Annotated in this window: 13 protein-coding genes and 1 rRNA gene; 4 read left to right on the top strand and 10 right to left on the bottom strand. The window is 31.9% G+C overall.

Annotation, left to right across the window (positions count from 1 at the left end):
- Positions 1-72: 72 nt before the first annotated feature.
- Positions 73-1,570 (bottom strand): 16S ribosomal RNA (locus tag FZC36_RS02145).
- A gap of 417 nt (positions 1,571-1,987) precedes the next feature.
- On the opposite strand from FZC36_RS02145, the gene rpsU reads away from it, so the two are divergent.
- From rpsU to dcd, 3 genes are all read left to right on the top strand, one after another.
- Positions 1,988-2,188, top strand: a complete 201-nt coding sequence (gene rpsU / locus FZC36_RS02150) for a 30S ribosomal protein S21 (RefSeq protein WP_187440092.1) — start codon at positions 1,988-1,990, stop codon at positions 2,186-2,188.
- Between the two features lie 210 nt (positions 2,189-2,398).
- Entirely contained in the window at positions 2,399-2,713 is a 315-nt protein-coding gene (locus FZC36_RS02155; protein ID WP_148972339.1) for an HU family DNA-binding protein, read from the top strand.
- 119 nt (positions 2,714-2,832) lie between these two features.
- Positions 2,833-3,384: a dCTP deaminase gene (gene dcd / locus FZC36_RS02160; RefSeq protein ID WP_148972340.1), complete on the top strand. Its 552-nt coding sequence runs from the start codon at positions 2,833-2,835 to the stop codon at positions 3,382-3,384.
- 259 nt (positions 3,385-3,643) lie between these two features.
- Here dcd and metG read toward each other — a convergent pair whose 3' ends face one another.
- The 4 genes from metG to FZC36_RS02180 form a co-directional block, all read right to left on the bottom strand.
- Positions 3,644-5,287: a methionine--tRNA ligase gene (metG, locus tag FZC36_RS02165; protein WP_148972341.1), complete on the bottom strand. Its 1,644-nt coding sequence runs from the start codon at positions 5,285-5,287 to the stop codon at positions 3,644-3,646.
- Positions 5,203-5,931, bottom strand: a complete 729-nt coding sequence (locus FZC36_RS02170; protein WP_148972342.1) for a hypothetical protein — start codon at positions 5,929-5,931, stop codon at positions 5,203-5,205. Before FZC36_RS02170 ends, metG begins: the two co-directional genes overlap by 85 nt.
- Positions 5,932-6,160: 229 nt before the next feature.
- On the bottom strand, positions 6,161-6,796 hold the full coding sequence (gene tmk / locus FZC36_RS02175) for a dTMP kinase (RefSeq protein WP_187440093.1): 636 nt from the start codon (positions 6,794-6,796) through the stop codon (positions 6,161-6,163).
- A 97-nt stretch (positions 6,797-6,893) separates the two neighbouring features.
- Positions 6,894-7,385, bottom strand: a complete 492-nt coding sequence (locus FZC36_RS02180; RefSeq protein ID WP_187440094.1) for a septal ring lytic transglycosylase RlpA family protein — start codon at positions 7,383-7,385, stop codon at positions 6,894-6,896.
- A 171-nt stretch (positions 7,386-7,556) separates the two neighbouring features.
- Between FZC36_RS02180 and FZC36_RS02185 the strand changes: the two genes are divergently transcribed.
- Complete coding sequence (locus FZC36_RS02185) at positions 7,557-8,807, top strand: pseudouridine synthase family protein (protein WP_148972345.1); 1,251 nt, start codon at positions 7,557-7,559, stop codon at positions 8,805-8,807.
- An 84-nt stretch (positions 8,808-8,891) separates the two neighbouring features.
- Here the strand turns inward: FZC36_RS02185 and truA are convergent, their stop codons facing one another.
- The 5 genes from truA to FZC36_RS02210 all read right to left on the bottom strand — a co-directional run bounded on the left by truA (position 8,892) and on the right by FZC36_RS02210 (position 12,758).
- Complete coding sequence (gene truA / locus FZC36_RS02190) at positions 8,892-9,656, bottom strand: tRNA pseudouridine(38-40) synthase TruA (RefSeq protein WP_148972346.1); 765 nt, start codon at positions 9,654-9,656, stop codon at positions 8,892-8,894.
- A 115-nt stretch (positions 9,657-9,771) separates the two neighbouring features.
- The gene (gene radC, locus FZC36_RS02195; RefSeq protein WP_148972347.1) at positions 9,772-10,446 is read right to left on the bottom strand and encodes a RadC family protein; all 675 of its coding nucleotides are present in this window, start codon (positions 10,444-10,446) and stop codon (positions 9,772-9,774) included.
- Positions 10,439-11,221 (bottom strand): type I methionyl aminopeptidase, encoded by a 783-nt coding sequence (map, locus tag FZC36_RS02200; protein ID WP_187440095.1) that lies wholly within the window; start codon positions 11,219-11,221, stop codon positions 10,439-10,441. Before map ends, radC begins: the two co-directional genes overlap by 8 nt.
- A 1-nt stretch (position 11,222) precedes the next feature.
- Positions 11,223-11,753 carry a hypothetical protein gene (locus FZC36_RS02205; RefSeq protein WP_148972349.1) on the bottom strand — a complete coding sequence of 177 codons (531 nt, stop codon included), beginning with the start codon at positions 11,751-11,753 and terminating at the stop codon, positions 11,223-11,225.
- Between the two features lie 54 nt (positions 11,754-11,807).
- Positions 11,808-12,758: a hypothetical protein gene (locus FZC36_RS02210; RefSeq protein WP_148972350.1), complete on the bottom strand. Its 951-nt coding sequence runs from the start codon at positions 12,756-12,758 to the stop codon at positions 11,808-11,810.
- Positions 12,759-12,809: the final 51 nt, after the last annotated feature.

A 12,809-nucleotide genomic window follows, 5' to 3' on the forward strand; every position in this document is an offset into this window, starting at 1 on the left:
TTAAACGTAAAATTGAAAATAAAAAAGGATAACACGCCAGCTATTAAAGACAAATAGGATATAAAATCCTAGAAAGGAGGTGATCCAGCCGCAGGTTCTCCTACGGCTACCTTGTTACGACTTAACCCCAGTTGCTAATTCTGCCATATTTGGCTTCTTCCTTGCGGTTAGATAACCACTTTAAAGCAGAATCAACTCCCGTGGCTTGACGGGCAGTGTGTACAAAACCCGTAACGTATTCACCGTCACGTACTGTATTGACGATTACTAGCGACTCCGGCTTCATACAGTCGAGTTGCAGACTGTAATCCGAACTGAGACAACTTTTATAGATTTGCTCCAGGTCACCCTATTGCATCTCATTGTAGTTGCCATTGTAGCACATGTGTAGCCCAGCCTATAAAGGCCATGAGGACTTGACGTCATCCCCACCTTCCTCCGACTTAACATCGGCAGTCTCGTTAAAGTTCCTAGACAAAGTCTATTGGCAAATAACGACAAGGGTTGCGCTCGTTGCGGGACTTAACCCAACATCTCACGACACGAGCTGACGACAGCCATGCAGCACCTGTGCAAGCCCAGCTAAACTGAAAAATTTGCTTTCACAAATTTAAAACTTGCATTCAAAGGCTGGTAAGGTTTGCGCGGAACATCGAATTAAACCACATGCTCCGCCGCTTGTGCGGGTTCCCGTCAATTCCTTTGAGTTTTAGTCTTGCGACCGTAATCCCCAGGCGGAGTGCTTAACGCGTTAGCTTTAACACTGAAGATTTTAACCTCCAACATTTAGCACTCATCGTTTAGGGCGTGGACTACCAGGGTATCTAATCCTGTTTGCTACCCACGCTTTCGTGCCTCAACGTCAGGTACAGCCCAGAAGCTTGCCTTCGCTTTTGGTGTTCCTTCTGATATCTATGAATTTCACCTCTCCATCAGAAATTCCTACTTCCTCTACTGTCCTCTAGCCGACCAGTATAAAATGCACTTCCTAGGTTAAGCCCAGGGCTTTCACATTTCACTTAATCAGCAGCCTACGCACCCTTTACGCCCAGTCAATCCGAACAACGCTTGCTCCCTTCGTATTACCGCGGCTGCTGGCACGAAGTTTGCCGGAGCTTCTTCTCTCGCTACTGTCATCGTCATTGCGAGCAAAAGAACTTTACAATTCTAAAACCTTCATCATTCACGCGGCATTGCTGGATCAGGGTTTCCCCCATTGTCCAATATTCCCTACTGCTGCCTCCCGTAGGAGTCTGGGCCGTATCTCAATCCCAGTGTGGCTGATCATCCTCTAAGACCAGCTACGGATCACAGACTTGGTGAGCCATTACCTCACCAACTATCTAATCCGACATGGGCTCCTCAAATGGTGGCCGAAGCCTTTACTTCCTAAGAAGATTATGCGGTATTACCTGTCGTTTCCAACAACTATCCCCCTCCATATGGCAGATTCCCATGTATTACTCACCCGTTTGCCACTAAAACTATGCGAACATAGTTTCCGTTCGACTTGCATGTATAAAGCATGCCGCCAGCGTTCGTTCTGAGCCAGGATCAAACTCTCAAGTTGAAAAAAATCCCAATTTCTTGGTTTCCTTAACAGCTAGCTTGCTATCCTTTTTCACTTTCAATCTTCTGGGGTCTTGCCCCAAACACAGATACAATTTCTCACACTCTTAACCTTTTGTCAACACTTTTTTAATTTTTTTATCAAAAATATTCAACAACAAAGAAAAACAGCAAAAAACTTCAATATCACAACATATATATACAAGATAAAGCAAAATAGAATTAAAACAAAGCAAATAATATAACAACAACTCAAAAATGAACAAAATACAAAAACTTTTTACATGAAAGAAAAAAAATAACAACTAAATAAAGCCCAGCAAAACCCTTAGGTTGCCAAAGAACCTCTTATATTCTATAATTCATTAAAGTTAATTTTAGTGACATGAAATTACAAATAAAAAAAAGGAAGAGTATAATGAGCATAATAGTACCAACACCAAATGGATTGCCTGAAGCATTAAAAAGACTTAGAAAAATACTGGCTACTGAGCAATATTACACTGAATACAAAAAAAGAAGGCATTGGGAGCCAAAGTCAGTGAAGAAAGCAAAACAAAAAGCAGAAAAAGAAAAAAAGATCAAAAAGTTCAAAAGAAACCAAAGTCAAAGCTCTTGATATTCATATAAACATAGTGATTTTTAGAAATCACTATAAAATTGAAATGCCTGCTTAAATATTTCAATTATCCACTCACATCACCTCAATAAATCTCTCAAAAACATGGAAAGAACTTATTTATTTCAAGTTTTTGCACAAATCAACCAAAAAGACCTTTACATTAAGGACTTTGATTATTATTGTTTCTTTGGAGGAGTGTTCTCAAAAATGAATAAAACAGAATTATGCAAAACAATAGGATCTAGCTTAAGAGAAAAAGCTTCAAAAGATCCTTCTTTTAGCTCTATGACTGACAGACAAGTAACTCAGGTAATGGAAGAGTTTATGGACACAATTTTATCAGAACTAAAAAATGGAAATGAAGTCTCAATAAGTAGCTTTGGAAAATTCTACCCGCTTAAAAAAGAAGCCAGAGAAGGAAGAAATCCTAAAACAGGAAAAACAATACAAATTCCTAAATCTATAGCTGCGAAATTTAAAGCTTTTCAAGCTTTTCTATCTGAGCTTAATGACAAAGACTAACCTTTAGAAAGTCGATTTCATACTCATTTGCTTTCATTTAGATAGAAAACACCAATGAAGTGAATAAAAAACTTGAAAGCATCTTTCAAACTTAGGCACTTTCATGATATTTTTGTAAAATGATACTAAATGATTCACAAATAAAAGAATTATCTAAAAATGGCATGATATCAAATTTCTCTGAGAAAAACGTATGCAAGGGAGTTATATCGTTTGGTCTTTCTTCGTTTGGTTATGATGCAAGATTATCAAATGATTATAAGATATGCACAAACACCTATAGCACTATAATAGATCCAAAAAATTTCGACGAAAAAACATTTATACACCACTCTGGAGAAACATGTTTGATCCCACCTGGAGGGTTTGTACTTTGCATGACTATGGAAAAGTTTAAAATACCTAATGATGTTTTGGTAATTTGTGTAGGAAAATCTACATATGCTAGATGTGGATTGATAGTAAACGTAACACCTCTAGAGCCAGGTTGGGAAGGATATGTCACCTTAGAGCTATCAAACACCTCCACAGTCCCTATAAAGGTATACTCTGGAGAGGGAATATGTCAGTTCTTGTTTTTTAAAGGAGATAAGTGCTCAAATTCATATAAAGACAAATCTGGAAAATATATGCACCAGGAAGAAATCACTTTCCCAAAAATCAAGAATTAATTTCAATTTAAACTTAGTTCAATAAACTGTGCAACAAGTTATTGTGAAATAATTTTCAGAACAAACAATAAGAATCATATATGCATGTTTAATGTAGTAATTAGATTGCTGGATCATATACAAACCTCCAAGACAATCAAAGAAACACCAAATCACATGAGAATTATAATATATAATCTAAACCTAATTAATCAAATCAGATCTTGAACAAAGATGACTCTCTAATATCTAATAAAAAAAATAATCAAAAATTGATTATTTAATGCTTGCTAAAAATAGGAAATATCTTATCTTTATTAAGATAATTTTCATTAAGAGGAAAAGTCCAGTTATTTAAATTAGAAACGTAAGAGTTCAAGTGAGAGCTTATATCTATATCAGAAACAGGCTGCTCTTCCAGCTCTTCATGATCCATAATGTTAATAGCCTTAACAATCTCAATCATTTTTTCTGGCATAATTGGCGCCCCTAAGATAGACATTCTTTTCAAGCACTCACACCCGACAGAAAGGATTTTTCTTTTTCTATCTGCGCTCTTTTTCCATGGAGACTGATCTTCTAAATATTTATTTGTTTCAAAGACAGCGCTTATAAAGCTATCCAAATAAGAATGTAAGCTTTGGTTGTCCATAAATTCAATAGATTTAATCAAAGCTTTATCCCATTCCTGCAAAATAGCCATATCTTTATCATCATCAATAAAATCCAATTTAGGAACTCTACCGTACTCTTTTTCAGTAAACTTTAAAATTCTTTGCACCAGATTGCCAATAGAGTTAGCTAAATCTAAGTTAATTCTGTCTTCTAATTTTTTGTAAGAAAAGTCTCCATCATTACCAAAATTCATTTCTTTTAGCAGGAAATACCTAACTTCGTCAGCTCCATATTTACTCATCAGATCAAATGGATCTACTACATTCCCTAAAGACTTGGACATTTTCTGCCCATCCACAGTCCACCAACCATGTGCGTATATTTTACTAGGCAAAGGAACTTTACAAGCTAGTAGCATCGCAGGCCAATATATAGCATGGAATTTCAAAATGTCTTTTCCTATAATGTGAATTGCATTTTCTATGGAAAAACAGTCTGTATCTTGCTTAGAGTTTATTCTATCCAAAGCAGTAATATAATTTACAAGAGCATCAACCCAAACATAAACCACATTCTGGTCATCTAACTTTATACCCCAACTAAAATTAGACCTAGACACACAAAGATCTGGCAAATCACTATTAATCATTCCCAAAACTTCTTTTCTTCTTTCTTCTGGGAAAATCATATTACTATCAGAATAAATTTCTAACAATTTTTCTTTCCATTCTGAAAGCTTAAAGAAATATACCTCTTCTTCTAACCACTCAACATCAGAACCTGTTTCTATAGATTTTCCATCTTTTATTTCTGATTCTGAATAATAGCTTTCGTCTACAGTAGAGTACCAACCAGAATATGAGCCCTTATATATATTTCCACTATCAACCAATTTGTTCCAAAATTTTAGTACATTTTCCTTGTGATCCTTAGAGGTTGTTCTTACAAAACAATCTACCTTAACATTAGAACGATCTAACAAATCTAGAAACTTACTTTGCATCTCATCCACATATTTTTGGGGCTCAAGATTTCTTTTCAGAGCTTCTCTCTCTACTTTTTGTCCATGTTCATCAGTCCCAGAAGAAAATGCAACTTTAGAAAAAAGTTTATAAAACCTAGATAAAACATCACATGCAACCGATGTATATAAATGCCCTATATGTGGGTTTCCATTTACATAATATATAGGAGTAGTTATAAATCTCTTTTTTACTGAGTTTTTTATTTTTCCTGAAAGCAGTTTTTCAAAGTTTGCAGCATAATTTCTGTAGCTTGTTTTAATGACATCACCCCTTTTTTGTACCATTTATAAGTCTTTTCGAAATTATCCCATACATTCAAGAGATAATAAATATAGTCTGCAGAATTCGACTTTTGATCACCAACAAATAATTTTATTTTAGAATATATATACTCTTTAACCCATAAAAAAACACTATCTAACTTAACATCTATGCCTTCTTCAGATTCATTTAATTTTTGCTTCAAAAGTATAAAATCTTTTTCCAAGATGCATTTAATAATTTCTGAATCTTTTAATATAGGTGTGTATGCATAAAAAGACAGACATCTAGACATAATAGTTGGAGGCATCTTAGATGAAGAAGTAATTATAATCCTGTTAAATGGAAGCATATCTTCTAAAATTTTCAACAAAGATGAAAAATTCTTATCAGTCCATTTGTGAGCGCTCTGCAACACAAGAAGTTTAGTATTATCATACATTGGTGTTTTATTAAGGAAATTTTCTATTTCTCTGATAGATAAATCCTTATTACAAGAGCTGAACAGAAAATCTGCACAGTTATCCTTATAAATATAATTTGCAACTCTCTCTGACATTAAATTAAGCAAATCGACATTATTTCCGTAAACAAGAACCGGCATTTGTATTTTTGTGTAATTTTCAATTAAGATATTCTCTATTTCTATTATTTTTTTGCTATTCATTGGTTTATACTTAAATCCATTTTCCTACATCTATTATTTTTTTTAAATAGCATTTAAGGATTTACATTGAAATTTCTTTAAAATTCCTAAATCGAAACTCCTAAATCTAAATTTCTATATTGAAATCCCTAACGAGTTTTTTGACTCTAATTAGAGTCTCTAGCAAATTGCTTTTACTTCTTTATTGTCTTGTAGTAGAAAATTTATATTTGACAGCTTGTTCAAAACTCTATATATGTAATTTTCTATTATATACTTTCAAAACATCTGCTCTTATCATTTCTTGTACAGAATCAAAATTGATATTCTCGTATTTAAATAACTTTTCAGAAGGAATGTTTTTAAAAACAGCTTCATAATTTCTATGCACTTTTTCAAAAAAATCAGAATCATTAGAATCAAACCTATCAGAGACATTATTAGAAATTAAATTACTATTTCTGTGGTTTTTTCCAGTCAACCAAAAGACCATATCATATTCTTGCATGCCAATTTCTGTAAGTATAATTGAGAATAATTCAGCAAGATTTTTATCTTCATTTATCTGATAAGCCCACGTAGAATCTATGAAACGATCCATTATTACACATTTCCCATTATTCAAAGCAGGCTGTATAACTTTTCTATAATGCCAAGACCTAAGGGCATTTACTAATAAAAGTTCTTCTAAATTCGCAAGCTTTTTCTGCACAAATATTTGTTTTAGATCTTTTCCTATTTCGGGCTCAGAAAATTCACTAGTAACAATAACATCTAAACCTTCATTCATAAGAAAATCTTTTAATGAGTTGATATGACTTGTTTTACCAACTCCATCTATACCTTCGAAAACTATAAACAATCCAAGCACCTTTTTAAATAACAAAATAACAAAAACCTAAACCTATTATACCCATAATCAAAAGAGGAATATAAATGCTACTTATAGCATATTTCTTTTAGAGTTTTTTACTATATAACTTCTATCTTACAAACCTATTTACTAATCCAAAAGGTAAAGTTCCTTTTTTTCTATAAGAAGGCCATTTACTTTTCAATTCTGCGCTTTCTTTTTCAAGGCACTTGATTTCAACGTTAGCAACTCCTTGTTTTTCAATTCCTAAAATTCTGGCAGCACCACGAGATAAATCTATTATTCTTCTGTCTCCCTTTTTTACAAAAGGCCCTCTATCAGTAGCTATTAAAACCACTTCTTTTTTTGTTCCTGGGATAGAAACTTTCACTATAGATGGCAAAGGAAGTCTAGGATGAGCGCACGTCATATCCCACTGATTAAAACACACTCCACTGGCAGTTTTTCTACCATGAAATTTATCTCCATAGAAAGATGCAATCCCTTTTTCTTTCAAAGAGTAATGCTTTTGTGGGGTTATTTTGAACGACCCTTGGGTGTTTTTAATTTTATAAGGCTTAGCAAATTCTCTGGGATGAGGGACTTCATTCCACTCCTTCACAGAACATCCAAATAAAAATAAAGCAAAGAACACTATATAATGCATACATAATCATGATAAAACATATTTTTATATCTTGTAATATGGTTTTCACAAAGAGCATAATAAAACATAAGATTATTAAATATATTCCTAAGGAATTAAATATAATAACAAAAATTAAAGAAGAAAATGAAATTAAGATTTTTAGTAACAAAAGACAAAATAACTTTAAGACAGTGGTTTAGAGAGCATTTCATAAATATGCAATTTGGAGATTTACAAAAAAATATAAGACTGAAAAACATAAGATTAACTAATAGGAAAACAACTCAAGACTCAATTCTTTCAAGAGAAGATTCAATAGAAATATGGGATCAAATAGTAAAGAAGCATAGGACAGGAAAAGATGACCTAAAAACTACAGCAAACAACACAGTCATACACCAAAAAACAGAGCACATTATAAACAAGCCATCTCAACTTAAAAATACAAATTTAGATAAACTTATTATGTTCAAAAGCAAAGATTTTTGTGTAATAGACAAACCTTACGGAATTTGCACACAAGGACAAAATCCCTCTATATACTCAATATTAAAAGAAGCGCTTCCTGAGCATCCTTACATAGTTCATAGGCTAGATAAAAATACTACTGGCACTCTACTTGTAGGCTTAAACAGGGAGTTTGCAAATCATTGCAGAGAAAACATATCAAGCTTTACAAAAAAATATATAACAATAATACCCACAGCATATTCTGACAATCAATTTTCGATACGAGAGAACACAGGACACAAAATAGATGTAGAGATAGAGCCAATTCACGCAAAATCAGGAAAATCTTCTAAACCTAATAAGCACATAACACCAAACCTGCATACTCTCTCTAACTTAGATATCAATAAGTACTATTTAATTAAATCAGACAATTCAGCATTACTGACTAAGATAAAAATAGTAAGGAAATTCACTGAGAAAACATATATTTCTAAAAAAAACCAACAAAATGATAAAGGGGAATCTAATAAAAACAATAAATATACAAAAGATATAAAAGAAATTCACATAGCTATAGATTCACCATCCAACAGAAAGAATGGATTTAGCAAACATTTAGGCAAGCACTTTAATGCAGAATTTGCAGTATTAGAAATAGAACTTATAACAGGAAAAAAGCACCAAATCAGAAGACATCTATCTGCTTTAGGACATCCAGTATTAGGAGATTCAAAATATGGAAGTAAGTACAACTCTAAACTGGCACTTCATTGCACAGAGATTAACTTTTTCTCACCACAAAACAACGTAGAAAAATCACTTGAAAGTGTTAGTATAAATGAGACAAACTTAGATAAAGAAAAGCCTCTTTTGTTCAAATCTAAAATACCAAATCATATTGGAGTGTTTTTGGATAAAAATTATATTAAAAATTTTATTTAGATTTTCATTTATGGTTTAATTTTAAAATAGGCAATCTATATCATATTTGCATACAAGCTTTAAGAATTAATAGGTCATTTTAAATTAGTAGATCACTTCTATTAAAGACAACCCATTGGCTGGGGCTGTACATCCTGCTAAACGACGGTTCTTACTTGAGAAAATATCATCAAATTCTTGTAAAGTTATTTTTCCTATACCTACTTGAACCACAGTACCAATCATTATCCTAACCTGATGATGCAAAAAAGAATTACCAACAAAAGTTATATCTATATCTTCTTTATTAACAAAACAATCTGCTTTATAAATCTCTTTAACAGGATTATGCGACTGACAAGAACTATCCCTAAAAGAACTAAAATCATGCACTCCAATTAATCTAGCAAGAGATTCTTCTATTAACTCTGCACAAATAGGTTTCCTAATATGCCATGCTTTTGTTTTCATTACACTATAAGAAGGCCTACACAATAAAGAGTACTTGTATTCCTTTCTCTTTGCAGAAAATCTAGCATGAAATGATGAGTCAACCTCTTCCACTTCTGTAATCACAACGCCCTTACCTATTAAATAAAAATTCATTCCTAGTTTTAGCTTTCTAAGACAAAAACTTTTGTTCATATTTAAATGAGCAACCTGCCCAAAAGCACTTACTCCTTTATCTGTTCTGCCAGCACCATAAAACACAACTCTTTCTTGGGTTAGCTTAAAAAAAGCATCAGAAAGTATAGACTGAACTGATATTTTTTCGGGCTGAGACTGCCAACCCACTTCAGAGCAATTTCCATCATACTCTATAACAAATTTAAATCTTTTGTCTTTTTCTAGAACCATTTTATTACTCATGTTTAATATATACTTTCTAAATTATACTTCTCTAATCACTTTTATATTAGCAAAACATCATAGGAACAATTCCCCTACGAATTTTGATTAGATCTAAAAATAAAAGAACCAATTCTTATATTATATTGTGCTCTCTCATAGAAAAACATCCATTCCTGCTAACTATTATATGATCATGTAGAAATATATTCATCATTTTTGCTATATCTCTAACTTGATAAGTAGAAGATATATCTGCTTTAGATGGATTACAGTTCCCACTTGGATGATTGTGAACCATTATAATTGCTGAAGCTCCAAGCTCCAAGCATCTCTTTACTATCTCTCTAGGGTATATAGGAGCATGATCCAAAGTGCCTCTTTGCTGCACTTCATCTGATATAAGCATATTTTTCTTGTTCAAAAATAGTATTCTAAACTCCTCTGCGGATAAATAAGCCATTCTAGCTTTACAGTACTCAACCACTTTTTCACCAGTATTTAGAATTGGATTTTTAGTTATTTCTTCTTTTAATATTCTGCAAATTGATTCATGTATTGATTTAAACAGAGCTATAGAAATAGGTCCCATTCCCTTTATTTGAGATAGTCTTTCTTTTTCTGAGCAAACAACAGCAGAAAAACTCTTAAACGCATTTATAAGAGATTTAGCTACAGGTTTAATATCTTTTCTAGGCTGAGAAATCTGCAACAGTATTTCTACTAATTCATAATCAGAAAATTTAGAAGTATCTGAATTTAGAAACCTTTCTCTTAACCTTTGCCTGTGACCAGAATTATCATTAACCATCAGTTAAAATATGCACTTTTCCATCATAACCAACGTAAATTGTATGCTCGAATTGGGCTGCATCACTTCCATCCTTAGTAACTGTAGTCCACCCATCCTTTAGTTCTTTAAAATCCTCTTCTCCATTTACTATTATAGGCTCTACTGTAAAAAACATTCCTGGGACTATCTTCCCTAATTTATGCTTTGGATCAAAATGATAAATAAAAGGCTTCTCATGCATTGACATTCCTATACCATGCCCACAAAATTCTTTAACAATTTTAAATGATCCCTGACTTAAAACATATTTTTCTATTGCTATTCCTATTTCTTTTAAATCTTTACCTATTTCTACAGACTGTATTCCTATTTCCATAGCTTTTTTAGAGACTTCTACTAATTTTTTCCTTTTATCACTAACACTGCCTATCATGAAAGTTCTACTAGAATCAGAATGCCACCCATCTATCTCTGCCACCACATCAACATTTACTATATCTCCATCTTTTATGATTCTATCAGAAGGAACTCCATGACAGACAACTTCATTTACAGATATGCATGATGCTGCTGGGTATCCTTGATAACCTTTACATGTTGGTCTTGCTCCACAGGATTTTATATAATCTTCACAAATTTTATCTACTTCTTTTGTTGTCAACCCAGCTTTTATTTTAGATTCTACTTCTTTTAAAGTATTTAATACAATTGCAGAAGATTTTTTCATTTTATCCAAACAGTCAGGATTATATACTTTAATACCTTTACTATTCAATTCAAACAATTTATTCATATTATCCATGATGATTTATTTTAGACCAATAATCAAATATTACACTTAATCCTTGTTTAAGCAGCTTTATATCCTTGTTCCCTATTGATAAAAGCTCTTTTCTCATTTTATTTTCTACTATAACTTTAAAAACAGTCATTTCTACTGCATTAGATTCACAAATCAAAATTTGCTTTATCTTTTTCCATTTCTTTAGTATTTTAACTTCGAAAGACTGCACATTATCTGATGTTTTGATGTTAGAAGAAGATTTTTCAGAAAGTTTGCAAGAAGAAAAATTAGCAACACAAGGTCCTCCAGTCAGATATATAGACTTTCTTGCTAACTTTTCATAAAATAACCCTGCTTCATATTCTTCCTTATTAATCTTACCTACCCTGTAAATAAACTCTAAGGTTGATAGGTTTTCACACCTAGAAGCTTCATTTGGTTTAAAGACCTGATTGCTTAATGGGGTAATATTTTTCTTAGGTCTTCCTTTTTGAACCTTTTTACAAACATAAGAATTAGCAGATAGATTATAAGAATACATAAAGCCTTTCTAACAAAACTAAATTCATAAACAAAAGGATATTACTAACAAAAATTAATTAGAGTTATATTTCTTTACCTTTTTAAACTCATCATGCTCTGAAACAATCTGATTCATTTTTTTAGAAAACAAAAGGGTTTGCAGAAGAATCATAGATTCGTCATAGCTGATCTGTTTTTTCTGTTTAGATTTTAGATAGAAAACTCCCCATAATCCATTGTGCTTATTATTTTTACCAGAAATAGCAAATGGAGTTTGAGTTATAGATCCAGAATTAAGATTAGATATAGATTTGGATGCTAAAGTACCTAAATCATAATCTAGCTGAGTTACAAGTTTTTCAACATAAGAAACATTTTTATTATCAGACTCTATTGAATATTTCTTTAAATTGTCTTCAAATATTTTTTCAAAAGGCTCTTTTTTAGATTTTGCATCATGGTTTATTGCTTTTATAACTGAATTTGCATCATCTTTAGTTCTAGAAATCAGTAGCATTCCTATAATTCTCTCATTAACTAATTCATTTTTTATAGAATTATATAATTTTTTCAATTCTAAATCATCTTTTCTTACTTCTTTTAAAACACTCTCTTGGAAAAGCTTCATTTTTACTTGATTATTTGCTCTTATGAACTCTTTTTTATATTTATCATCTTTATCATACCCTTTGTTTTCAGCAATAAACTTCATTATTTTCTGTTTTATTATCAAATTAAGTACTTTTTCTATCACTTCAGAAACCTTCTTTACATCAGAATCTTGAGATGCTTTTAGAAATTGCTCAGAAAGAGATTTATTTGCATTAATGAATTTTATAACTTCTGAATATGTTATTTCTTTTCCAACAACAACAGCAAGAACTTTTGATTTATTTAACTTGCTTTTATATTGAGAGCCTTTATCTAACAAACTTTCTTTACTTTTACTGTCAGAAAAACAAGTTTTTCCAAAAAGCACGCTAAGAACAAAAACAAAAAAAACAGAATTCATTTTTCTTATCATTATAAACCTCCTATAAAGAAAATTATCAGTATTTATCTAACAATTCTAAAC

This window comes from Candidatus Nesciobacter abundans (genome assembly GCF_008189525.1).
Taxonomy (GTDB): domain Bacteria; phylum Pseudomonadota; class Alphaproteobacteria; order CAJXXZ01; family 1604HC; genus Nesciobacter; species Nesciobacter abundans.